Annotated in this window: 24 protein-coding genes; 11 read left to right on the plus strand and 13 right to left on the minus strand. The window is 74.4% G+C overall.

Annotation, left to right across the window (positions count from 1 at the left end):
- Positions 1 to 17 precede the first annotated feature (17 nt).
- The 3 genes from AES38_RS02265 to aspS all read right to left on the minus strand — a co-directional run bounded on the left by AES38_RS02265 (position 18) and on the right by aspS (position 2,341).
- Positions 18 to 560, minus strand: coding sequence for an AAA family ATPase (locus AES38_RS02265; protein WP_053773599.1), 543 nt, complete (start codon positions 558 to 560; stop codon positions 18 to 20).
- Positions 553 to 840: a hypothetical protein gene (locus AES38_RS02270; RefSeq protein WP_053773600.1), complete on the minus strand. Its 288-nt coding sequence runs from the start codon at positions 838 to 840 to the stop codon at positions 553 to 555. The genes AES38_RS02265 and AES38_RS02270 overlap by 8 nt, the downstream gene beginning before the upstream one ends.
- Before the next feature lie 190 nt (positions 841 to 1,030).
- Complete coding sequence (gene aspS / locus AES38_RS02275) at positions 1,031 to 2,341, minus strand: aspartate--tRNA(Asn) ligase (protein WP_053773601.1); 1,311 nt, start codon at positions 2,339 to 2,341, stop codon at positions 1,031 to 1,033.
- Between the two features lie 113 nt (positions 2,342 to 2,454).
- Between aspS and AES38_RS02280 the strand changes: the two genes are divergently transcribed.
- Genes AES38_RS02280 through AES38_RS02290 form a run of 3 tightly spaced genes read left to right on the plus strand, consistent with a single transcriptional unit; the run spans position 2,455 to position 4,810 of the window.
- The gene (locus AES38_RS02280) at positions 2,455 to 3,279 is read left to right on the plus strand and encodes a LamB/YcsF family protein (RefSeq protein WP_053773602.1); all 825 of its coding nucleotides are present in this window, start codon (positions 2,455 to 2,457) and stop codon (positions 3,277 to 3,279) included.
- The gene (locus AES38_RS02285) at positions 3,276 to 3,896 is read left to right on the plus strand and encodes a 5-oxoprolinase subunit B family protein (RefSeq protein WP_053773603.1); all 621 of its coding nucleotides are present in this window, start codon (positions 3,276 to 3,278) and stop codon (positions 3,894 to 3,896) included. Before AES38_RS02280 ends, AES38_RS02285 begins: the two co-directional genes overlap by 4 nt.
- Positions 3,893 to 4,810: a 5-oxoprolinase subunit C family protein gene (locus tag AES38_RS02290; protein WP_053773604.1), complete on the plus strand. Its 918-nt coding sequence runs from the start codon at positions 3,893 to 3,895 to the stop codon at positions 4,808 to 4,810. Before AES38_RS02285 ends, AES38_RS02290 begins: the two co-directional genes overlap by 4 nt.
- 52 nt (positions 4,811 to 4,862) lie before the next feature.
- Here the strand turns inward: AES38_RS02290 and AES38_RS02295 are convergent, their stop codons facing one another.
- From AES38_RS02295 to AES38_RS02310, 4 genes are all read right to left on the minus strand, one after another.
- Positions 4,863 to 5,627 carry a DUF2510 domain-containing protein gene (locus tag AES38_RS02295; RefSeq protein ID WP_053773605.1) on the minus strand — a complete coding sequence of 255 codons (765 nt, stop codon included), beginning with the start codon at positions 5,625 to 5,627 and terminating at the stop codon, positions 4,863 to 4,865.
- A gap of 116 nt (positions 5,628 to 5,743) precedes the next feature.
- A complete protein-coding gene (locus tag AES38_RS02300) occupies positions 5,744 to 8,233 on the minus strand; it encodes an excinuclease ABC subunit UvrA (protein WP_053773606.1) in 2,490 nt (829 codons plus the stop codon).
- A 70-nt stretch (positions 8,234 to 8,303) separates the two neighbouring features.
- On the minus strand, positions 8,304 to 8,516 hold the full coding sequence (locus tag AES38_RS02305; RefSeq protein ID WP_043671664.1) for a hypothetical protein: 213 nt from the start codon (positions 8,514 to 8,516) through the stop codon (positions 8,304 to 8,306).
- A 234-nt stretch (positions 8,517 to 8,750) separates the two neighbouring features.
- Positions 8,751 to 9,794, minus strand: a complete 1,044-nt coding sequence (locus AES38_RS02310) for a sigma-70 family RNA polymerase sigma factor (RefSeq protein WP_053773607.1) — start codon at positions 9,792 to 9,794, stop codon at positions 8,751 to 8,753.
- Between the two features lie 316 nt (positions 9,795 to 10,110).
- On the opposite strand from AES38_RS02310, the gene AES38_RS02315 reads away from it, so the two are divergent.
- From AES38_RS02315 to ccsB, 5 genes are read left to right on the plus strand one after another with little or no spacing between them, the layout of a single operon-like run.
- A complete protein-coding gene (locus AES38_RS02315) occupies positions 10,111 to 10,755 on the plus strand; it encodes a histidine phosphatase family protein (protein WP_053773608.1) in 645 nt (214 codons plus the stop codon).
- The gene (locus tag AES38_RS02320) at positions 10,755 to 11,366 is read left to right on the plus strand and encodes a TlpA family protein disulfide reductase (protein WP_053775624.1); all 612 of its coding nucleotides are present in this window, start codon (positions 10,755 to 10,757) and stop codon (positions 11,364 to 11,366) included. Before AES38_RS02315 ends, AES38_RS02320 begins: the two co-directional genes overlap by 1 nt.
- Positions 11,367 to 12,107: a cytochrome c biogenesis CcdA family protein gene (locus AES38_RS02325; protein ID WP_053773609.1), complete on the plus strand. Its 741-nt coding sequence runs from the start codon at positions 11,367 to 11,369 to the stop codon at positions 12,105 to 12,107. It begins immediately after the preceding gene.
- Positions 12,091 to 13,749, plus strand: a complete 1,659-nt coding sequence (resB, locus tag AES38_RS02330; protein ID WP_053773610.1) for a cytochrome c biogenesis protein ResB — start codon at positions 12,091 to 12,093, stop codon at positions 13,747 to 13,749. Before AES38_RS02325 ends, resB begins: the two co-directional genes overlap by 17 nt.
- On the plus strand, positions 13,746 to 14,768 hold the full coding sequence (gene ccsB, locus AES38_RS02335; RefSeq protein WP_053773611.1) for a c-type cytochrome biogenesis protein CcsB: 1,023 nt from the start codon (positions 13,746 to 13,748) through the stop codon (positions 14,766 to 14,768). Before resB ends, ccsB begins: the two co-directional genes overlap by 4 nt.
- 36 nt (positions 14,769 to 14,804) lie before the next feature.
- On the opposite strand, the gene AES38_RS02340 is transcribed toward ccsB, so the two are convergent.
- A complete protein-coding gene (locus AES38_RS02340; RefSeq protein WP_053773612.1) occupies positions 14,805 to 15,788 on the minus strand; it encodes an o-succinylbenzoate synthase in 984 nt (327 codons plus the stop codon).
- Between the two features lie 54 nt (positions 15,789 to 15,842).
- On the opposite strand from AES38_RS02340, the gene AES38_RS02345 reads away from it, so the two are divergent.
- Positions 15,843 to 16,754, plus strand: a complete 912-nt coding sequence (locus tag AES38_RS02345; protein ID WP_053773613.1) for a 1,4-dihydroxy-2-naphthoyl-CoA synthase — start codon at positions 15,843 to 15,845, stop codon at positions 16,752 to 16,754.
- A 19-nt stretch (positions 16,755 to 16,773) separates the two neighbouring features.
- Positions 16,774 to 17,973 (plus strand): AMP-binding protein, encoded by a 1,200-nt coding sequence (locus tag AES38_RS02350; protein WP_072174601.1) that lies wholly within the window; start codon positions 16,774 to 16,776, stop codon positions 17,971 to 17,973.
- 90 nt (positions 17,974 to 18,063) lie between these two features.
- On the opposite strand, the gene AES38_RS02355 is transcribed toward AES38_RS02350, so the two are convergent.
- The gene (locus tag AES38_RS02355; protein ID WP_015489305.1) at positions 18,064 to 18,237 is read right to left on the minus strand and encodes a CsbD family protein; all 174 of its coding nucleotides are present in this window, start codon (positions 18,235 to 18,237) and stop codon (positions 18,064 to 18,066) included.
- Between the two features lie 133 nt (positions 18,238 to 18,370).
- On the opposite strand from AES38_RS02355, the gene AES38_RS02360 reads away from it, so the two are divergent.
- A complete protein-coding gene (locus AES38_RS02360; RefSeq protein ID WP_053773614.1) occupies positions 18,371 to 18,676 on the plus strand; it encodes a hypothetical protein in 306 nt (101 codons plus the stop codon).
- On the opposite strand, the gene AES38_RS02365 is transcribed toward AES38_RS02360, so the two are convergent.
- Genes AES38_RS02365 through AES38_RS02380 form a run of 4 tightly spaced genes read right to left on the minus strand, consistent with a single transcriptional unit; the run spans position 18,666 to position 21,788 of the window.
- Positions 18,666 to 19,205 (minus strand): NUDIX hydrolase, encoded by a 540-nt coding sequence (locus AES38_RS02365; RefSeq protein ID WP_081001824.1) that lies wholly within the window; start codon positions 19,203 to 19,205, stop codon positions 18,666 to 18,668. The genes AES38_RS02360 and AES38_RS02365 overlap by 11 nt on opposite strands.
- A gap of 9 nt (positions 19,206 to 19,214) precedes the next feature.
- The gene (locus tag AES38_RS02370) at positions 19,215 to 19,820 is read right to left on the minus strand and encodes a GNAT family N-acetyltransferase (RefSeq protein WP_053773615.1); all 606 of its coding nucleotides are present in this window, start codon (positions 19,818 to 19,820) and stop codon (positions 19,215 to 19,217) included.
- A gap of 13 nt (positions 19,821 to 19,833) precedes the next feature.
- A complete protein-coding gene (locus AES38_RS02375; protein WP_256998841.1) occupies positions 19,834 to 20,472 on the minus strand; it encodes a GNAT family N-acetyltransferase in 639 nt (212 codons plus the stop codon).
- Positions 20,469 to 21,788: a glutamyl-tRNA reductase gene (locus AES38_RS02380; RefSeq protein ID WP_053773616.1), complete on the minus strand. Its 1,320-nt coding sequence runs from the start codon at positions 21,786 to 21,788 to the stop codon at positions 20,469 to 20,471. The genes AES38_RS02375 and AES38_RS02380 overlap by 4 nt, the downstream gene beginning before the upstream one ends.
- Positions 21,789 to 21,841: the final 53 nt, after the last annotated feature.

Genomic DNA, 21,841 nt, shown 5'->3' on the forward strand with positions numbered 1-21,841 from the left:
TCGCGTCGCCCCGCGGATCACCGGGGAGCGCCCGCGTCGAGCACGGCGAGCGCGGCGACGGCCACCTGCCGCGGAGTGCGCCCGTCGGTCGCGATCTCCGTCTCGTCGAGGTCCGCCGCCCGCAGCCGCGTGGCCAGCTCGGCGTGGCGGGCCAGGTGCCAGTCCCGCGCCGCCCGGCGGTCGGCGTCGTACCGGGACCGCAGGCGGGCCTCGACGGCCGCGGGCGATGCGGTGAGGCGCACGCACCGCACGTCGATCCCGAGCGCGTCGCGGTACCGGTCGAGGTCGGCCCGCTCCGCGACCACCCCGCTGACGACGAGCTGCCGCGGCCCCGCCTCCTGGAAGAGCGTCCACGCGGCCGCCATGGCCCGCGCCTCGACGACGACGTTCTCCGGATCCCACGCCGCGGGCGGCCACGACCGGTGGTACCAGTCGACGTCCATGAGGCTGAACGGCCGCCCGGCCTCGGCGAGCAGGTCGCCGACGTGGTCGAGCACGGCGCTCTTGCCGACGCCGTAGGTGCCGTTGAGGAGGAGGGCGGGTGGACTCGCGTCAGCCATTCGAGCAGGTCTCCTCCGAGGCCGTCTGGCCCGTCACGCCCTCCGGGAGCACCGCCGGGGCGGACGGATCCGCGGAGGGGGCGGCACCCGCGTCGGGTGTCGGCGTCGACGGCGTCGGGGCAGGGGCCTCGGGGGCCGCGACGCCCTGGCCGGTGCTGCCCGGCGCGAGGGAGAAGTCGGCGTCGGCCGCGACGAGGCGGATCACCTCGTCGCCCTTCGCGACGTCCTGCGCCACGCGCTGGTTCTCCAGCCGGCGGTCGGGTCGGGTCTCCTGGGACATGGGGCTCCTCGGCGTGGGGCGCGGTTCGTGCGGCCGTCCCCAGCGGGACGACGATGCCCCCCCCACGCTACGGACGCGTCATCGTCCGCGGTTCCCCCGAGCGATGTAGATCCTCGCCCCCGATTCCGCCACCCACGCGGAACGGCCCGACCCCCTGCTGAGGGGATCGGGCCGTCCGGAGGAGCGGGACCTACGGCGCGAGCCGGTTCGGGCCGCGGAAGAGGTAGGTGACCTCGCGCAGGTTCGACTGGTGCAGCAGCAGCATCAGCACGCGGTTGAGGCCCATGCCGAAGCCGCCGTGCGGCGGGACGCCGTAGCGGAAGAAGTCGAGGTACGAGCCGAGCTCCTCGGGGTCGAGGCCCTTCTCGCGGGCCTGCGCCTCGAGCACGTCGACGCGGTGCTCGCGCTGGGCGCCCGTGGTGATCTCGACGCCGTTCCAGATGAGGTCGTAGCTGTTCGTGATCGTCGGGTCCTCGGCGTTCCGCATGTGGTAGAACGGCCGGATCGACGACGGGTAGTCGGTGAGGAACACGAACTCGTGGCCGAACTCCTCCATCACGTGCGCGGCGATCTGGCGCTCGCCCTCGGGGTCGAGGTCGTCGTCGGCGCGGTCGATCACGTGGCCGCGCTTCGCGACGATGTCCTTGGCCTCGAGCAGCGGGATCCGCGGGAACGGGATGCTCGGCACGGTCACCTCCACGTCGAACAGCTCGCGGATCTCGTCGCCGTGCTTCTCCTTCACCGCGGTGAGCGCGGCGACGATGAGCTCCTCCTGGAGGCGGGCGACGTCCTCGTGGCTCTCGATCCAGCTGATCTCCGCGTCCACCGAGGTGAACTCGGTCGCGTGGCGCGAGGTGAAGGACGGGTCGGCGCGGAACGCCGGGCCGACCTCGAACATCTTGCCGAAGCCCGCGGACTGCGCCATCTGCTTGAAGAACTGCGGGCTCTGCGCGAGGTACGCGACGCCGTCGAAGTAGTCGACCTTGAACAGCTCGGCGTTCGACTCGGAGGGCGTGGCCATGAGCTTGGGGGAGAAGACCTCGATGAAGTCGTGCTCGACCCAGTAGGTGCGCAGCGCGTGGACCAGGGTGGTCTGCACGCGGAAGATCAGGGAGTTGCGGGGCGCGCGCAGGTCGATGAAGCGCCAGTCGAGGCGCTTGTCGATGGAGGAGTCGGCCGCGATGGGCGTCTCCGGGATGGCGGCGCCCGCGACCTCGATGCCGGACAGGCCGATCTCCAGGCCGCCGAGCTTCACGCGCTCGTCGTGCTTGAGCGTGCCGGTCGCGGTGAGGAAGGTGCCGGCCGCGAGGCCCGAGATGGTGTCGGCGGTCGGGTCCTCGTCGCCCTGGCGCTTGTAGGTGAGCTGCACCGCGCCGGACTCGTCGCGGAGGATCACGAACTGGATCTTCTTCTGATCCCGGACGGTCTCGACCCAGCCGGAGACGGCCACGTCCCCGTCGTCGAGGGCGGCCAGGTTCTTGATGAGGGTTCGGGTGGTCACGGTCGTCGAGTCTATCCGCGGCGCTGTCGGGCCGGTCGCCCCGCGGGCCGCCTAGCCTGGTCGGGACGGCGACCGCGGCGCGCGGCCGCCGCGCCCGGTGCAGGGGAGACGCCATGCAGATCGACCTCAACAGCGACCTCGCCGAGTCCTTCGGCCGCTGGACCCTCGGCGACGACGACGCGATGCTCGACGTCGTCTCGAGCGCGAACGTGGCCTGCGGGTTCCACGCGGGGGATCCGCTCGTCATGCTGCACGCGCTGGAGCGCGCGGCCGGGAACGGCGTCGCGGTCGGCGCGCACGTCGCCTACCGCGACCTCGCGGGCTTCGGCCGCCGCGACCTCGACGCGTCGCCCGCCGAGCTCACGGGCGACGTGCTCTACCAGCTCGCGGCGATCTCCGGCATGGCGCGGACGGTCGGCGCGCGCGTCAGCTACGTCAAGCCGCACGGCGCCCTCTACAACCGCATCGCGCACGATCCCGTGCAGGCGCAGGCCGTGGTGGACGCGATCGTCGCGCTGGACCCGACGCTCCCCGTGCTGGGCCTCCCCGGCTCCGAGATCCTGCGCCTGGCCGACGCGGCCGGCCTGCCGACGCGCGTCGAGGCGTTCACCGACCGCGCGTACACGCGCGAGGGCGCGCTCGTGTCGAGGCGGCAGGAGGGCGCGGTGATCCACGACCCCGCCGAGGTCGCGGCGCGCTCGGTGCGCATGGCGACGGAGGGCACGGTCGTCGCGATCGACGGATCCGTGGTGCGGCTCGACCCCGACTCCCTCTGCCTGCACAGCGACACCCCGGGCGCCGTGGGGCTGGCCCGCGCCGTGCGCGACGCGCTCGAGGCGGCCGGTGTGGAGATCCGGCCGGTGCCCGACGCGGAGGCCCCGGACGCGGATCGCGCGACGCCCCGCGCCGCCGCCCCGGTCCAGCGGCTCACGCTGTGACCCTCCGGCTGCTGCCGTGCGGCGACGCGGCCGTCATGCTCGACCTCGACTCCCTCGACGAGGTCCTCCGCCTGCAGCCTGTGCTCGACGCGACGCGGCCCGCGGGCGTCGTCGACGTCGTGCCGGGCGCGCGCAGCATCCTCGTCACGGTGGATCCGGGCGTGCTGCCCCTCGCCGCCGCCCGCTCCTGGGCGCTCGCCGCGGAGCCCGCCCCGGAGGCCGGCGCGCGCGGCGGGGAGCCGGTGGAGATCGAGGTGGTCTACGACGGCGAGGACCTGGCCGACGTGGCCGCGCTCCTCGGCGTCGGCGTGCGCGAGGTGGTCGAGCGGCACACCTCCGGCACGTGGACCGTCGCGTTCGGCGGCTTCGCGCCCGGCTTCGGGTACCTCGCGGGGGTGCCCGGCCTCGAGGTCCCGCGCCGCACGTCGCCCCGGCCGCGGGTCCCGGCCGGCGCGGTCGCGCTCGCGGGCGAGTTCAGCGGGATCTACCCGCGTGCCTCCTCGGGCGGCTGGCAGCTCATCGGCACCACGCGCGCCGTCCTGTGGGATCCGGCGCGCGAGCCGGCGGCGCTCCTCCAGCCTGGATCCGCCGTGCGCTTCCGCGAGGTGCCGGCGTGACCGCCGAGCCGGCCGGCCGCCGTGGTCGCCGCGCGTCCGCTCCCGCTGCCGCCGCGCTCGTGGTCGAGCGCACCGGCCCGCTCATGCTCGTGCAGGACGCCGGCCGGCCGGGTCACGGCGGCATCGGCGTCTCGCCGTCCGGCGCGCTGGATCCCCGCGCCCTCGCCGACGCGAACCTCCTGGTCGGCAACGCGCCGGGCGCCGCGGGCCTCGAGATCGTGCTCGGCGGCGCGACGCTCCGCGCGACCGCGGCGGTCTGGGTCGCGGTGACGGGCGCGGTCGGCCCGCTCGTCCGCACCGCGGGCCGCCTGGCGCGGCCCGCGCCCTGGTCGGCGGCACTGCTGCTGGACGCCGGCGACGTCCTCGAGATCGGGGCGGCCGAGGCGGGCATCCGCTGGTACCTCGCCGTCCGCGGCGGCGTCGACGTCGCGCCCGTCCTCGGCTCGCGCGCCACCGACATGCTCTCGCGCGTGGGGCCGGCTCCCGTCGCGGTCGGCGACGTGCTGCCCGTCGGATCCGCGCCCGCGGGTCCCGTGCCGCCGGTCGACGCGCTCGCCGTGTCCGCCCCCGCGGACGGCGAGGTGCTCCTGCGCGTCTCGCCGGGCCCGCGCCTCGACTGGTTCGCCGACGGATCCTGGGCGGCGCTCCTCGACCGGCGGTGGGAGGTGACCGCCGAGGCCGACCGCGTGGGCGTCCGCCTCGACGGCGAGCCCCTGGAGCGGCGGATCCCCGGCGAGCTCCCCAGCGAGGGCGTCGTCACGGGCGCGCTCCAGGTGCCGCCCTCGGGTCGACCGATCCTCTTCCTCGCCGACCATCCGATGACGGGCGGCTACCCGGTGATCGGCGTGGTCGCGCGCGACGACGTCCGACTCGCCGCGCAGCTGCGCCCCGGGCAGCGCATCCGCTTCGCGTGAGCGGATGCGCCGGCCGGGGCGCAGGGGAGCGGCGGTCGGGGACGCCGGTGGATCAGTAGCGGCCGGGGCCGTACATCGGCAGGACGGCGGACACCGCGGCGACCAGCTTGATGGTCACGACGAACAGAGCCACCACGTTGATCGCGGCCCAGACCCAGATCGGGGTGAGCGCGGACGCGGGCGAACCGGTGATGCGGCGGCGCACGATGATCGAGCGGCCGATGACGTACACCCCGCCGCCGAGGAAGCTCCACGCCCAGTGGAACGGCCGCACGATGCCGCGACGGCCCACGTCGCGCCAGTCGAAGTACGCGACGACCACGGTGGCGGCGTAGACGAGGAAGCCGAGCAGCTGCATCAGCACGTAGCCGCCGTCGACGTCCACGCGCCCGCTCATGGAGGCGCGCATGTAGTCGCGGAAGTCGTAGCTCGCGGCGGCGAGGAGGGAGATGGCCGGGAGCGCCGCGACGACCCAGATGCCCCAGGTGAAGGGCGAGGTGCCCGCGGGCACCTGCGGCGGCGGGGTGGGAGCGGAGTAGGGCGCCCCCGGGTACGTCTGCTGCGAGTAGGGCTGCTGCGCGGGCTGACCGTACGCGGGCTGCCCGTGCGCCTGCTGCCCGTACGCGGGCGGCGCGACCGGCGGCACGTGCGGGCGGTCCGGGGTGGCAGCGGGAGCGGGAGCCGCGGCCGTCGCCGTCGGCGCGTCCGTCAGGTGGTCGGTCCAGCGCGTGCCGTCCCACCAGCGCAGGCGGTCGGATCCGGCGGGGTCCGCGTACCAGCCCGCGGGCGTGGAGGGTGTTCCGGTCGAGTCAGTCACGAGGTGCTCCTAGCGAGGTGCGGGATGCCGATGCGCGTCGGACGCGCGCGGGGCGCGGACGCTGGACGTCAGACTACCCAGGTCGCCCTGGGGCCGCGCCGACGCGCGCGGCCCGCTCAGGATGCGTCGAGCCGCCGGGCGAGGTACGGCGCGGTGCGGCTCCCGGCGGCGTCCGCGACCTCGCGCGGCGTGCCCTGCGCGACGATCCGCCCGCCCTGGTCGCCGCCCGACGGCCCGAGGTCGATGACCCGGTCGGCGTCGGCCACCACGTCCATCTCGTGCTCCACCACGACGACCGTGTTGCCCGCGTCCACGAGCCCCTGCAGCTGCCGCAGGAGGAGCACCACGTCGGCCGGGTGCAGCCCCGTCGTCGGCTCGTCCAGCAGGTAGAGGGTGTGCCCGCGGGGTGCGCGCTGCAGCTCGGTGGCCAGCTTGATCCGCTGGGCCTCGCCGCCCGACAGCTCCGTCGCGGGCTGGCCGAGCCGCAGGTAGCCGAGGCCGACGTCCCGCAGGGTCGCGAGGGCGCGCGCGGCGAGCGGCACGTCGGCGAGGAAGCCGCGCGCCTCGTCGACCGTCATCCCGAGCACGTCCGCGATCGAGCGTCCGTGGTACTCGATCTCCAGCGTCGCCGGCTCGTACCTGGCCCCGTGGCAGGTGGGGCACGGCCCGTAGGAGCCCGGGAGGAAGAGGAGCTCGACGGTCACGGATCCCTCGCCCTGGCACGTCTCGCACCGCCCGCCCGCGACGTTGAACGAGAACCGGCCGGCGCCGTAGCCGCGGGCCCGCGCCTCGTCGGTCGCGGCGTACGTGCGGCGGACCGCGTCGAAGAGCCCGGTGTAGGTGGCGAGCGTGGAGCGCGGCGTCCGGCCGATCGGCCGCTGGTCCACCGACACGAGCCGATCCACCGCCTCGGCGCCCTCGACCCGCGCGATGCGCGCGGGTCCGGCCGCGTCGTCGTCCCCGTCCGCGTCGTCGGCGGCCTCGACCACCACGCGGTCGGGCGCGAGCGAGGCGCGGAGCAGGTCGGGCAGCACCCGGCTCACGAGCGTCGACTTGCCGGACCCGGAGACGCCCGTCACGGCCACCATCACGCCGAGCGGGATCTCCACGTCGAGGTCGACGAGGTTGTGCAGCGTCACGCCCGTCGCCCGGATGCTCCCGGTGGGCGTCCGCGGCGTCCGCTCCTCGCGCGGCGGCGCGAGGTCGGGGAAGAGGTGCGGCCGCGTCGCCGAGGCCCCGACCTCGCGGAGCCCCGCGACGGGACCGGAGTAGAGGACGGATCCGCCCGCCTGCCCCGCGCCCGGCCCCACGTCCACGATCCAGTCCGCCCGCCGGACGACGTCCATGTCGTGCTCGACCACGAAGACGGAGTTGCCCGAGTCGCGCAGCTGCTCGAGCACCTCGAGGAGCGGCTCCGCGTCGGCGGGGTGCAGCCCCGCGGACGGCTCGTCGAGCACGTAGACGACGCCGAACAGGCCCGACCGCAGCTGCGTCGCGAGCCGGAGCCGCTGCATCTCGCCGGGCGACAGCGTCGTGGTGACGCGACCGAGGCTGAGGTAGCCGAGCCCGAGGTCCACGAGCACGGCGAGGCGCGCGACGAGGTCGGTCGTGATGGTCACGGCCACGTCGCCCATGCCGTCCGCCGGCGCGATGGCCCGGGCGAGGTCCGCGAGCGTCAGGGCGTTGAGCTCCTGGATGCTGCGACCCGCGAAGGTCACGGCCAGCGCCTCGGGCGTGAGCCCGCTCCCGCCGCACCGCTCGCACGTGCCTGAGACCATGTGCGCGAGCGCCGCCTCGCGCAGCCGCGGGCTCGCGGAGTCGGCCAGCGTGTGCAGCACGTAGGAGCGCGCGCTCCAGAAGCGCCCGTTGTACGGCTTCGCGACGCGGTCGCGCTGCGGCGTGATCTGCACGACCGGCTGCTCCTCGGTGAAGAGGATCCAGTCGCGCGCCTCCTGCGGCAGCTCCCGCCACGGCACGTCCACGTCGTACCCGAGCGCGATGACGATGTCCCGCAGGTTCTTGCCCTGCCAGGCGCCCGGCCACGCGGCGATGGCGCCGTCGCGGATCGACAGCGACGGATCCGGCACGAGGGACGCCTCGGCCACGGTGTGCGCGACGCCGAGGCCGTGGCAGACGGGGCACGCGCCCGCCGCCGTGTTGGGGGAGAAGGCGTCGGAGTCGAGCCGCCCCTGGCCCACCGGGTAGGTGCCCGCGCGCGACATCAGCATGCGCAGCGAGTTGGACAGCGTGGTCACGGTGCCGACGGTGGAGCGCGTGCTGGGCGCGCCCCGCCGCTGCTGCAGGGCGACGGCCGGCGGCAGGCCGGTGATGCTCTCGACGTGCGGCGTCTGCTCCTGCCGGATCAGCCGGCGCGCGTACGGCGCCACCGACTCGAAGAAGCGCCGCTGCGCCTCGGCGTAGACGGTGCCGAAGGCGAGCGACGACTTGCCGGATCCCGAGACGCCGGTGAAGGCCACGATCCGGTCGCGCGGGATGTCGACGTCCACGTCGCGGAGCGTGTTCTCCGACGCGCCGCGGACGCGCAAGAAGCCGTCGGCGCGGTCGTCGGGGGCGGATGCGGGCGGGGTCGTTCCGGGAGCGGGCACCTGCTCGACCCTATGCCCGTCCGGCGGCGGCCCGGGGCCAGGGCCGCGATGGGCCCGACGGCCGTGCGGGTCAGCCCAGCGCGCCGCGCGCCTCCTGCAGCGTGGGGAAGTCCCCGACGTCGCGTCCGAGGCGGTCGGTGACGTGGAAGCCCACGCCCCACCTCTCCTCGGACATGCCCGCGAACTCGTCGCCGCGGCGGGCGACCCAGAGTCCAGCGGCGACGGGGGACCAGCTGATGCCGGGGATGTCGGTCTGACCGGGTGCGGTCTGCGTGAGAGCCATGGCTCCTCCTCCTCGCGGCTCGTCGTCGAGCCGCATGCTGTCGTCGCCGACGTGGATGCGCGCCGCGACGCCACCCGTCCGGGTGGACCTCGACTGTATGCGCACTAACGACTAGTGGGCGCAGTTCCGGGCGGATCCGCAGGATCGCGGGGATCCTGCCACCGTCCGAGCGCCGGCGGACGACGGAGGGGCCACCCGCGACGTGCGGGGACGGCCCCTCCGGGATGCGGCGGATCAGCCGCGGATGTACGTCTCCAGCTCCGGGATGCGCAGCTTGGCGAGCACCTTCTTCTCGATCTGGCGCACGCGCTCCCGCGTCACGCCCAGCTGCTGGCTCACGAACGCGAGCGAGCGCGGCTCGAGCCCGGCGAGGCCGAAGCGCATCCGCACGACCTCGGCGTCGCGCTCGGCGAGCCCGTCGATGAGGCGCGTGACGTGCGCGGCCATGAGCTGCTGCGTCACGACGTCGATGGGCTGCGTGACGTCCGCGTCCTCGATGAGGTCGGCCATCTCGGTGTCGCCGTCGCCGCCGCTGCCGCCCACGAGGACCTGCAGCGACATGGGCTCCTGCGCGCGGTCGAGGAGGTAGCGCACCTTCGTGACGGGGGTGTCCGACTCGCGTGCGATCTCCTCCATGGAGGGGTCGCGCCCGAGCTCCACCGCGAGCTCGCGCTGCACGGCGTTGATGCGGTTGATGTGCTCCACCGTGTGCACGGGGATGCGGATGGTGCGGCTCGTGTCGGCCATGCCGCGGGTGATAGACTGCTTGATCCACCACGACGCGTAGGTCGAGAACTTGAAGCCGGCCTGGTAGTCGAACTTCTCGACCGCCCGCACGAGGCCCATGTTGCCCTCCTGGATGAGGTCCAGGAACGGCAGGCCGCGGCCCGTGTAGCGCTTGGCGATGCTGACGACGAGGCGCAGGTTCGCGTTGACGAGGTGCTGCTTGGCGCGCATCCCGTCCTGGGCGAGCGTCTGGTACTCGCGGCGCTCGGACGCGGTGAGGTCGGTGCGGGTGTCGAGGACCTCCTGCGACAGCACGCCCACCTCGATGCGGCGGGCGACGCTCACCTCGAGCTCGGCGGTGAGCAGCGGCACGCGGCCGATCTGGCGCAGGTAGTCCTTGACGGCGTCGGTGCTGGCACCGGGGGTGACGAGCGACGGCTCGGGGAGGTCGGAGTCCGCGTAGGGATCGACCGGTCCGATCGTCTCGACCTGGTCGAGGGCGGCGTCGCTGGTGCTGTCGGTGGCCGTGGGCCTGGTCGGTGTCATCGTCATGGTGCCCGTTCCTTCCGCGCCGTCCCGGACGGCATCGTCATGCGGGCCCGCGCCCGTCGGACGGGGGTCTCTGCGAGGTCCCGTGGTCCACGGGGCTCTCGCCGGGAGGCCGGATCACGACCTCGAGCACCTAACTTAGCGTGCGATTCCTTTGGGGCCCAAACGTTCGTATACGCACGTAACATCCGGCCGGAGTCGGTCGCGAGAGCACGGCCCCCGCCGGTGCGCACAATCGTATTGCGGGCTAACGATTCGCGCAGGGGGTTGCGCGCTTTGCTCGGCGGTTGTACATCTGCACGCCACCTACACTTGTCGCGTGGTCGCCTCACGAATCCATCTCGTCCGTCACGGCGAGGTGCACAACCCGCACGGAGTCCTCTACGGACGCATCCCGGGATACGGCCTCTCCGAGCTCGGCCACCGCATGGCCGACGCCGCCGCCCGCGCGCTCGAGGAGGAGGGCGCTCCGGTCAACCGCGTCATCGCGTCGCCGCTGCAGCGCGCGCAGGAGTCCGCCGCCCCGTGGGCCGAGCGCTTCGCCCTCGAGGTCACGACCGACGAGCGGGTCATCGAGCCCACCAACCGCTTCGAGGGATCCCGCTTCCCCTCTCCTGCGCGCCTCGCGCGCTCGCCGCGGCTCTGGCCGCTCGTCGTCGACCCCATCCGCCCGAGCTGGGGTGAGTCCTACCGGTCCATCGCCGCGCGCATGGCCGAGGCCGTGAAGGCGGCGCACCGCTCGGTGCCCGACGGCGACGTGGTCATCGTGAGCCACCAGCTGCCCATCTGGATGGTGCACCTCTCCCTCGCGGGCGAGCGCCTCTTCCACGACCCGCGCCAGCGCCGCTGCGCGCTCTCGAGCATCACCACGGTCGAGCGCGTCGGCGACCGCTTCGTCGAGACGGGCTACATCGACGCGGCGGCCGGCCTGTCCGACCTCGCGGTCGACCAGGGGGCCGTGTGATGCCCCGCGTCCGCCGCCCGCGCCGCCTCCTCGGCGTCGCCGCGACCGCGGCGCTCGCCGCCGTCGTCCTCGCGGGCTGCGCGGAGGATCCGCTCGCCGCCCAGTACCGCAGCGGCAACAACGAGCGCTACATCGCCGGCGACGGCACCTTCACCGAGGTCCCGCTCGCCGACCGCGACGCCCCCGTCGACTTCTCGGGCACGCTCGCCGACGGCACCGAGATCTCGTCCGCCGACTACCGCGGCTCCGTGACGGTCCTCAACTTCTGGTACGCCGAGTGCCCGCCGTGCCGCCTCGAGGCGAAGGACCTGCAGGCCGCGAGCGAGGAGCACGCGCCCGAGGGCGTGCGGTTCCTCGGGGTGAACACCCGCGACCGGCGGCCGAACGTCGACTCCTTCGACAAGACCTACGGCATCACCTACCCGTCCGTCCTCGACGTCGAGGACACGTCCATGCAGCTCGCGTTCGCCGGCACCATCGCGCCGAACGCCGTGCCCGCCACCATCGTGCTCGACCGCCAGGGACGCGTCGCGTCGCGGGTGCTCGGGCAGATCGACCCCGGGGTGCTCCGCACGCTCGTCTCCGACACGGTCGCGGAGCCGGCGGGCTAGGTGGACCAGATCCAGAGCGCCCTCTCCGGCCAGCTCCTCGTCGCGGTGCCCCTGGCCCTGCTCGCGGGCCTGGTCTCGTTCGCGTCGCCCTGCGTGCTGCCGCTCGTTCCGGGCTACCTCGGGTACATCGGCGGCATGGCCGAGGCGCGGGGCGGATCCGCGACGCGTCGTCGCCTGCTCCTCGGCACCGCGCTCTTCGTGCTCGGATTCTCCGCGGTCTTCATCGTGACCACGCTCGTCTCGGCCACCGCCGGGTTCTGGCTCCTGCGCTGGCAGGACCTCATCACCCGCATCCTCGGGGTCGTCCTCATCGTCATGGGGCTCGTCTTCACCGGCCGGCTCGGCTTCCTCCAGCGGCAGGTCAAGAGCTCGTGGCGTCCGGCGACGGGGCTCGCGGGCGCGCCGCTCCTGGGGATCGTGTTCGGCATCGGCTGGGCGCCCTGCATCGGCCCGACCCTCGCGGTCGTCATCTCCATGAGCCTCACCTCGGCCGACGCGGGCCGCGGCGTGCTGCTCGGCGTCGCCTACTGCATCGGGCTCGGCGTGCCCTTCCTCCTCGTGGCCCTCGGCCTCGGCTGGATGACGCGCACCGTCGGGTTCCTCCGCCGTCACATCCGCACCGTGAACCTCGTCGGAGGAGCGCTCCTCGTCCTCATCGGCGTGCTCATGGTCTCCGGCATCTGGTCGGCGTGGATGCTCCAGCTCCAGGGGGTGATCGCCACGTATGTCCCGGCCATCTGACCACGTCGACTCGCCCCGGCAGGCGCCGCGTCCGTCGTCCGCCGACGGTGCGCCCATCGTGCAGCCCAAGCTCGGGTTCCTCGGCACCCTGCGCTGGTTCTGGCGGCAGCTGACGAGCATGCGGACGGCGCTGTTCCTCCTGCTGCTGCTCGCGTTCGCCGCCATCCCCGGATCGCTCGTGCCGCAGCGCAGCTCCGACCCGAACGGCGTCACGCAGTACCGCGCGGACAACCCCGACCTGTACCCGATCCTCGACAAGCTCCAGGTGTTCGACACCTACAGCTCGGTGTGGTTCTCCTCCATCTACCTGCTGCTGTTCATCAGCCTCATCGGCTGCGTCGTGCCGCGCGCCAAGCACCACCTCGACGCGCTCCGGCAGGCGCCGCCCAAGACGCCCGCGCGCCTCTCGCGCCTCGCCGGGTACACCACGCGCACGACGTCCGCGGATCCCGTCGACGCCATCCGCCAGGCGCGCGCGCTGCTCAAGCGCCAGCGGTACCGCACGCTCCTCGTCGACGACGCGTCGGCGGCGGGCGGGGTGCTCTCCGTCTCGGCCGAGCGGGGCTACCTGCGCGAGACCGGCAACCTCGTGTTCCACTCGGCGCTCGTGGGCATCCTCATCACCGTCGGGATCGGCGGCGGCTTCGGCTACTCGGGGCAGAAGGTGCTCGTGGAGGGCCAGTCGTTCGTCAACACGCTGTCGACCTTCGACTCGTTCAACCCCGGCCGGTTCTTCGACGACTCGGCGCTCACCCCGTACCGCGTGAAGCTGAACGCGCTGCACGTGCAGTACGAGCAGGAGAACCCGAACGCCATCGGCCAGCCGCTCGACTTCACGGCCGACGTGACCGCCGACGTGCCGGGCGGCCAGCCGCAGGACCGCGAGGTGAAGGTCAACGACCCGCTCGCCATCGGCGGCACCGACATGTACCTGCTCGGCAACGGCTACGCGCCGCACGTGACGGTGCGGGATCCCGAGGGGAACAGCGTCTACAGCGCCGACGTGCCGTTCCTCCCGCAGGACGCGAAGCTCACCTCGCTCGGCGTCGTCAAGGTGCCCGACGGCCTGCGCGAGCAGGTCGGCATGCTCGGCTTCTTCTACCCCACGCAGGGCGCGGAGAAGGCGCCGTTCTTCTCCTCGTACCCCGACCTCGACAACCCGCTGCTGACGCTCAACGTGTACACGGGCGACCTCGGGATCGACGGCGGCGTGCCGACCTCGGTCTACACGCTGGACACCGGGAACCTCACGCAGCTCACGGGCGGCAAGACGGGCGTCGCGTCCATCGAGCTGGCCCCCGGCCAGACGGTGGACCTGCCCGACGGCCTCGGCACCGTGAGCCTCGACTCCGTCCCGCGCTTCGTCTCCTTCGACGTCCACCACGACCCGACGCAGGGCTGGGTGCTGCTGTTCGCGATCCTCGTGCTCGGCGGGCTGCTCACCTCCCTCTTCGTGCCGCGCCGGCGCGTGTGGGTGAAGGCGGTGCCGCAGGCGGACGGATCCACCACCCTCGAGTACGCCGGGCTCGCCCGCGGCGAGGACCCCACGCTGGAGGCCGCCGTCGCGGCCCTGGCCGACAAGCACGTGGCGGGCCTCGCGCCTGCTGCGGTGTCCGATGCAGAAGTTAGGCTCGACTCGTGAACACGGCCATGCTCGACGACGTCTCCCTCATCGCGCTCCTCGTCGCGATGGGGCTCTACGCGGCCGCGTTCATCGCGTTCGCCCTCGACCTCGCGCGCCGCTCGGCGCTCGTCGCCGACGCGGCCACCGCCGCGGCCCGCCAGCCCTCCGCGGTCGGCGCCACCGCCGCGCGACGCGGCGGCACCGCCACCCTCGAGCGCGAGCCCGGGTCGTCGGGCCGGGATCGCGCCACCGGGCCGGACGCGCCCGTCGCCGCCGGCCGCTCGATCAGCCTCAACGTCGCCATGGTGCTGCTCGTCGTCGGCTTCGTCGCGCACGCGGTGGCCACCGTGCTCCGCGGCCTCGCCGCCTCGCGCGTGCCGTGGGCCAACATGTACGAGTTCGCCATGACGGGCACGCTGCTCATCCTCAGCGTCTACCTCATCGTGCTCACGCGCCGCGACCTCCGCTTCCTCGGCACGTTCGTCACCGGGCTCATCCTCATCCTGCTGGGCATCGCCGTCGTGCAGTACCGCGTCGAGGTGGCGCCCCTGCCGCCGTCGCTGCAGTCGTATTGGCTCGTGATCCACGTCTTCGTCGCCGCGCTCGGCACGGGGTTCTTCGCCCTGGCCTTCGCGCTCTCCGGCGTGCAGCTCCTGCAGTTCCGGCGCGAGTCGCTCGCGGCCGACGCGCAGGCCGCGAAGATGCGCTTCCTCGCGACGCTGCCCGACTCCGTCACGCTCGAGTCGATGGCCTACCGCCTCAACATCGTGGGCTTCATCTTCTGGACCTTCACGCTCATGGCCGGCGCCATCTGGGCCGAGCGCGCGTGGGGCCGCTACTGGGGCTGGGACACCAAGGAGGTCTGGACCTTCATCATCTGGGTGCTCTACGCCGGGTACATCCACGCGCGGGCCACGCGCGGCTGGCGCGGATCGCGCTCGGCGTGGCTGGCCATCATCGGGTTCTCCGCCGTCATGTTCAACTTCGGCGTCGTGAACGTGTTCTTCAAGGGCCTGCACACCTACAGCGGGCTGTAGGCGTCCGGCCGCCCGGCCCGCGCCGCGCCCGCTGCGTCAGGCGCGGGCGAGCAGGGCGTGCGTGCGGCGGATCCGGTCGAGCCACCAGTCGCGGCGCTCGGCGTCCGCGGCGTGGGCGTCGAGCAGGCGCGGGTCCGGCGTCACGCGACGCACGGGGATCCGGCCGTCGACCGGCACGAGCGGGTCGGCCGTGACGTCCTCGACGAAGAGCGAGACCGTGCCGAGGCCGCAGTCGTACGGCAGGTCGGGGATCGCCGCGGCGAGGTGCGCGGCCATGGAGATGCCGACGCTGGTGTCCAGCGCGCTCGAGACGACCACCGGCAGGCCCGCGTCCTGCGTGATGCGCAGCGCGCGGTGGGTCCCGCCGAGCGGCTGGGCCTTGATCACGAGGAGGTCGGCCGCGCCGGCCCGCGCCACCCGCAGCGGGTCGTCGGCCTTGCGCACGCTCTCGTCGGCGGCGACGGGCACCCCGAGGTGCCGGATCCGCTCCCGCAGCTCCGCCAGCTCCTCCACGCTCGCGCACGGCTGCTCCACGTACTCGAGGTCGTGCTCGGCGAGGGCGTGGATCGCGTGCTCGGCCTCGTCCACGTTCCAGGCCGCGTTCGCGTCGACGCGCACGCGGCCCTCGGGACCCAGCAGGCGGCGGACCTCGGCGACGCGCGCCACGTCGTCCGCGAGCGTCGTGCCGCGCTCGGCGACCTTGACCTTCGCGGTGCGGCAGCCGGGGAAGCGGGCGAGCACCTCGGCCACGCGCGACGCCTCGACCGCGGGGATCGTCGCGTTCACGAGCACGTGGTCGCGCGAGCGGGCGGGCGGCTCCGTCCAGCCGAAGTCGACCGCGGCCTCGAGCCAGGCGGCGGACTCGGCGTCGTCGTACTCGACGAACGGCGAGAACTCGGTCCACCCGAGCGGGCCCTCGAACAGAGCTGCCTCGCGCACGTCGAGGCCGCGGAAGCGCGTGCGGAGGGGGAGGGCGACGACGCGGGCGGTGGCGAGCAGGTCGTCCAGGGCGGGGAGCATGGATCCAGCCTCGCACCCGCGGGCGGTGAGCGGGGCGCCGCCTAGGCTGGACGCATGGTGAAGCAGGTCTCCGACATCCACGATCCCACCCGCTGGCGCGACGTCCCCCTCGCGGAGGGCTTCACCGACATCACGTACCACCACGACCTCACGGGGCGCATCGCGCGCATCGCGTTCGACCGGCCGGAGGTGCGGAACGCGTTCCGCCCGCGCACGGTCGACGAGCTCCACCAGGCGCTCGACGACGCCCGGCAGGATCCGCGCATCGGCGTGGTGCTCCTCACCGGCAACGGCCCGAGCCCGAAGGACGGCGGATGGGCGTTCTGCAGCGGCGGCGACCAGCGGATCCGCGGGCGCGACGGCTACAAGTACGGCGAGGGCGAGACCGCGGAGGGCGTCGACCCGACGCGAGCCGGTCGCCTCCACATCCTCGAGGTGCAGCGGCTGATCCGCTTCATGCCGAAGGTCGTCATCGCGGTCGTCCCCGGCTGGGCGGCCGGCGGCGGGCACTCGCTGCACGTGGTCTGCGACCTCACGATCGCCTCCGCCGAGCACGGCCGCTTCAAGCAGACCGACGCGGACGTCGGCTCGTTCGACGGCGGGTACGGATCCGCGTACTTCGCCCGCCAGGTCGGCCAGAAGGCCGCGCGCGAGGTGTTCTTCCTCGCGGAGGAGCACAGCGCCCAGCGCATGTACGAGATGGGCGCCGTGAACCGCGTCGTGCCGCACGCCGAGCTGGAGGCGACCGCTCTGGAGTGGGCCGAGACGATCCTCGGCAAGTCGCCCACCGCGATCCGCATGCTCAAGTACGCCTTCAACGCGGTGGACGACGGCATGGTCGGCCAGCAGGTGTTCGCGGGCGAGGCCACGCGCCTCGCCTACGGCACCGACGAGGCCGTCGAGGGGCGCGACTCCTTCCTCGAGAAGCGCGCGCCCGACTGGTCGCCGTTCCCGTGGCAGTTCTGATCCGCGCGGTTGCGCTCCCGTGAGGCGCCTCGAGCGGCTGACCGCCTCGGGTGCCGACGTGCTCCCGCTCCTCCGCGCGGCGCTCGCGGGAGACGGCCCGGCGTTGCTCGCCCGTCCGCTCGATGCACCCGCCGCGGCCGGGGATCCGCCGCCGCCCGCCGAGGTGGAGCGCCGGGTCGCGCTGGTGGTCGAGACGTCGGGCACCACCTCGCGGCCGAAGCGCGTCGCGCTCTCGTCGGACGCGCTGCTGGCGAGCGCCGCCGCGTCGCAGACGGCGCTCGGGGCGCCGGGGCAGTGGATCCTCGCGCTGCCCACCCACTACATCGCGGGCCTGCAGGTGCTCGTGCGCTCCATCGCCGCGGGCACGGCGCCGGCGGTCCTCGCGCCGGGCAGCTTCGACCCGCGCGCGTTCGCGGAGCTCGCGGCATCGCTGGACGCCCGGCTCGCGCGCTACACCTCGCTCGTGCCGACGCAGCTGCACCGGCTGGTCGAGGCGGCGGAGGGCGGCGACCGCCCCGCTGACGCTGACGCCGACGCCCGGTGGATCCGCGACGCCGTCCGACGCCTCGACGCGATCCTCGTCGGCGGCCAGGCCACCCCGCCGCACCTGGTCGACCGCGCGGCCGCGCTGGGGTGGCGCGTGGTGCGCACCTACGGATCCAGCGAGACCGCCGGCGGCTGCGTCTACGACGGCGTGCCGGTCGCGACGGCCGAGGTCGCCGTCATCGACGGCCACGTGGAGCTCGCGGGACCCATGCTCGCGGAGGGCTACCTCGGGGATCCGGCCGCGACCGACGCCGCGTTCGGCGAGCACGACGGCCGCCGCTGGTACCGCACGGGGGACGGCGGCGAGCTGGTCGACGGCGTGATGCGCATCACCGGGCGGCTCGACGACGTGGTCATCTCGGGCGGCGAGAAGCTGCGGCTGGCCGCGGTGGAGGAGGCGGTGCGGTCGCTGGCCGCCTGGCACCCGGGCCTCGGGGAGGCCGTCGTCGTGCCCGGTGAGCACGCGGGCTGGGGGCAGCGGCCGGTCGTGTTCGCGCCCGGATCCGTCGACCCGGAGCTCGCGGAGCGCGTGCGCCGCGATCTCGCGGGGCGCCTCGGCCGGGTCGCGGGCTCCGCCGCCGTGCGCGGCATCCCCGCGCTCCCGACCCTGCCGTCCGGGAAGCCCGACCGGCGGGCGCTCCGGGCGCTGGCCGACGCGGATCCGCTCGCCTGATCGCCGCGGACGCCGAGCGGGCATGACGAGGGGCCGGATGCTCGGCACCCGGCCCCTCGCCTCTCGAGGAGGGACGTCCCTCCCGAAGTCCTACTTCTTGAAGACGTCCTTCACGTTCTCGCCGGCCTGCTTGGCGCTTGCCCCGGCCTGCTTCGCTTCGCCTTCGGCGACCTTGCTGTCGTCGCCGGTCAGCTTCCCGAAGGCCTCCTCGGCCTTCCCCGCGAGCTTCTCGCCGGTGTTCTGGGCCTTGTCGTCTGCACTCATTCGCGCTCCTTCGTTCGGTGGATGGGACGTCTCCGACGCTACGCCCACGAGCGCCCGTCGTCACCCCGCTCCCACCGGACGCACGGCCGGGTGCCGCCCGGGGGCCCCGCGTCCGCCGTGGGAGGATGGTCGCATGGCCACCCGCACCCCCGACGCCCGCGCGAAGGGCCTCCTGTCCTGGCTCCTCCTCGCGGTCGGCGTCGTCATGGCGGCCTTCACCATCGCGATCCTCGTGGCCGCCGTGCAGGTCGACGGCGTCGGCGAGGTGACGGGGACGCTCGTCGCCGGCGGCATCGCGACCCTGGTGGCGCTCGTCGCGTTCGTCGACCAGCGGCGCAAGGTGCGGGCGACCCGCGCGGCGGAGCTCGCACGCGGATCCCGGGCGGACGCCGCCGACGCCGCGCCGCCCGCCCCCGGGGACGACGCCGTCAGTCGATGAGCCGGAGCGCCACGAGGCGCTCCAACGCCTCCTGACCGGCGGGCGGGCAGCGGTCCGCGTCCGCGGATCCCACGAGCTCGACCTCGGCCACCTCGCCCGACGCCACGGGCTCCTGTCGCGTCCCCGCACGCGGCTCCGCGCGGTAGACCGTCATGCTCACGAGCCGGCCCTCGTGCACGCCGTGCGCCTCGGCCAGCACCGTGAAGAGGTCCTCGATGCTCGCGGGGTCGATGTCGAGGCCGACCTCCTCGGACGCCTCGCGCACGAGCGCCTGCCGCGCTCCCTCGCCGGGCTCGATCTTCCCGCCGGGCAGGTAGAGGACGTCCTGCCCCGCGACGCGCACCATCAGGACGCGCCGGTCGCGGATGAGCGCCAGCGCGGCGACCCGCAGCGGGCGCTCCTCGGCGGTGCGGCGTCGGGCGGCGGCGACGAGCGGATCCGTCCCGTCGGGCTCGTCGAGGTCGTCATCGTCGTCGTCGTCGAGGACGGGGACGACCGCTCGGCCGGCGGGGTCGGGGGTCGATGTCACGCGGTCCTCCTACAGTCCGTCGAGGCTCTTCCGAGCCGCCCACTCCACGTCGAGCAGCGCGACGACCACGGTATCTGCCCAGGCTCCGCGATCCCATCGGTCGTGCACGAGGAGCGCCTCCCGCCGCATGCCGAGGCGCTCGGCCAGCCCGAGCGCGGTCGCGTCGGCGGCGTCGACCCGGCAGGCGACGCGGTGCACGCCCGCCTCGGCGAACGCGAGCTCGAGGACCCGGTCGGCGGCCTCGGCGGCGAGCCCCGCGCCGCGCGCGTCCTCGTGCAGCACGACGCCGAGCTCCGCCTGCCGGGCGCCCGGGTCGCGCAGGAGGAGGTGCACCTCGCCGACCACGCGCGCCGGACGCGGGCCCGCCGCGGGCAGCTCGATCGCGAGCGCGAGCCGGTCGCCCACGGCGGCCAGGCGCGTCCAGCCGAGGCGGTGGGCGAGCATGCGCGCCGGGTCGGTCGCGGATCCGGCCAGGTGCGGCCGCGCTCCCGGGGCGGCGGCGTAGGCGTCGACGGCGACCACGTCGTCCGGGGTGAAGGGGCGCAGCACGAGCCGCGCGGTGCGGAGGGGACCGCGCACCTCGACCGGGTCGAGCGCGGGCAGGTCGCTGTCCACGGGGGATCCCGGGTCAGGTCGCGGCGGGCGTCATCGCCGCCCACTCGTCGGCCAGCACCGCGTAGTAGAGGCTGTCGACCCACTCGCCCTTCACGAGGTGCTCCTCGCGGAAGCGGCCCTCCAGGCGCATGCCGAGGCGCTCGGCCATGCGCGCGGACGAGGTGTTGCGGGCGTCGAGCTGCGCGAGGACGCGGTGGGCGCCCGCGCGCTGGAAGGCGATGTCGAGCATGGCGCGGCTGGCCTCGGTGGCGTAGCCCTTGCCGGCGAAGTCCGGGTTCATGACCCAGCCCACCTCGAGCTGCCTGGACGCGGCGTTGCGGAGGAGGAGGGAGACGTCGCCGATGACGCGGCCGGATCCCGCCCGCGCGTTCAGGCTGGGCTCGCCGGGGAGCTCGACCGCGAGCCCGAGGAAGTCGTGGCTCTGCTCGAGGCGGGTCTGCCGGCGGCGGGAGGCCAGGTGGCGCTGGGAGGCCTCGCGGTCGCGGATCGGCCAGAACATGTACTGGACCACGTCGGGCCGGCGCTGGATGTCGGCGTAGTCGTCGAGGTCGTCGGCCGTGTAGGGCCGGATCACCAGGCGCTCGGTGCGCACCGGCTCGGTCATCCTGAGCGGCGCGTCGAGGCGCGGGCCGCGGAGGATGCGGGGCCTCACGACGCCGAGCCCGCCTCGGCCGTACGCGGCAGGGCGACGGCGACGGGGGAGGAGACCGCGGCGGGCAGCTCCACGTCGAGGCCGAAGAGCGCCTGCACCGCATCCACCACGCGGGCGCCCTCGCCCTGGCGGGCGAGCTCGCGGGCGCGGACGGACGGCTGGTGCACGAGGACGCTCACGAGGTGGCGGAGCGCCTTCTCGGTCGCCTCCGAGGAGTCGCCGCGCTTGCGCACGCGCTCCAGCTCGCCCTCGAGGACGTCGAAGATGTGGGTGCGGAGCGCCACGACCGCGGGGGCGACCGCGTCCTCGGCGCTCGCGGCGCGGAACTCGGCGGCGGCGGTGCTGACGATCTCGCGGGCGTCGTCCGTGGCGGTGAGGTCGCGCAGCGGCGCGTGCAGGGAGATGGTCTCGAGGTCGAGCAGCTCGACGCCCGCGACGGTGACCACGTCCGGGTCCACGTTGCGCGGGAGCCCGAGGTCGATGACGAGGCGGCGGCGCCCGTCGCCCGAGACGGCGGCCGCGCCCTGCATGTGGTGCGCGGCGAGCACGGCGGCGGGCGCGGTGCTGCAGGTGACGACGACGTCCGACGCGGCCAGCGCCTTGAGCAGGTCGCGGCCCTCGACGGCGGGGATCCCGTGCGGGCCGGCGAACTTCCGCGCGCGGCCGGAGGGGGAGTAGACGTGCACGTCGACGACGCCGCGGTCGCGGAGGGCCGCGAGGCTCGCCCCGGCGTAGGCGCCCGTGCCGACGAGGAGGACGCGCGTGGCCGACCAGTCGGCGATGCGGCTCTCGGCGAGGTCGAGCGCGAGGCGGACCATGGAGCGCCCGGCGCTCTGCAGGCCGGTGCGGGTCTTGACGCCGCGCGAGGTGTTGGACGCGGTCTGGAAGAGGCGCTCGAGGCCCGTGCTGGTGGTGCCGCCCGTGCGGGCGCCCTCGAGGGCGCGGCGGACCTGGCCCGCGATCTCGCCCTCGCCGACGACGACGGACTCGAGGCCGGAGGAGACGGCGAAGAGGTGCTCGGCGACCGCGTCGCCGCACTTCACGTCGACGCTGCCGCGGACGTCGTCCCGGGCGATCCCGCTGGCGCCGCTGACGACGTCGACCGTCGCCTCGACGGCGAGGGCGCGGGCCGCGGTGAGGGGCTCCTCCACGTCGAGGTAGGCCTCGAAGCGGTTGCAGGTGGCGAGGACGACGGCCCCCGCGATGAAGTCGTTCCGCTCCATGAGCGTGCCGGCGACGGAGGGTGCGGCCACGGACAGCTTCTCGAGGACCTCGAAGCTGGCGTTGTGATGACTCGCCGTCAGACATATGAGCACGCTCCATGGTAAGCCTCCCGGCCGGGTGCTCGGGCCCGGTGAGGGCACCCTGA

Source organism: Clavibacter capsici (assembly GCF_001280205.1).
Lineage (GTDB): Bacteria > Actinomycetota > Actinomycetes > Actinomycetales > Microbacteriaceae > Clavibacter > Clavibacter capsici.

Coding starts and splice junctions, on each gene's coding strand:
- AES38_RS02265 (WP_053773599.1), bottom strand. CDS start 560: ATGGCTGACGCGAGTCCACCCGCCCTCCTCCTCAACGGCACCTACGGC.
- AES38_RS02270 (WP_053773600.1), bottom strand. CDS start 840: ATGTCCCAGGAGACCCGACCCGACCGCCGGCTGGAGAACCAGCGCGTG.
- AES38_RS02280 (WP_053773602.1), top strand. CDS start 2,455: ATGCAGATCGACCTCAACAGCGACCTCGCCGAGTCCTTCGGCCGCTGG.
- AES38_RS02305 (WP_043671664.1), bottom strand. CDS start 8,516: ATGGCTCTCACGCAGACCGCACCCGGTCAGACCGACATCCCCGGCATC.
- AES38_RS02310 (WP_053773607.1), bottom strand. CDS start 9,794: ATGACGATGACACCGACCAGGCCCACGGCCACCGACAGCACCAGCGAC.
- AES38_RS02320 (WP_053775624.1), top strand. CDS start 10,755: ATGCCCCGCGTCCGCCGCCCGCGCCGCCTCCTCGGCGTCGCCGCGACC.
- resB (WP_053773610.1), top strand. CDS start 12,091: ATGTCCCGGCCATCTGACCACGTCGACTCGCCCCGGCAGGCGCCGCGT.
- AES38_RS02340 (WP_053773612.1), bottom strand. CDS start 15,788: ATGCTCCCCGCCCTGGACGACCTGCTCGCCACCGCCCGCGTCGTCGCC.
- AES38_RS02345 (WP_053773613.1), top strand. CDS start 15,843: ATGGTGAAGCAGGTCTCCGACATCCACGATCCCACCCGCTGGCGCGAC.
- AES38_RS02355 (WP_015489305.1), bottom strand. CDS start 18,237: ATGAGTGCAGACGACAAGGCCCAGAACACCGGCGAGAAGCTCGCGGGG.
- AES38_RS02360 (WP_053773614.1), top strand. CDS start 18,371: ATGGCCACCCGCACCCCCGACGCCCGCGCGAAGGGCCTCCTGTCCTGG.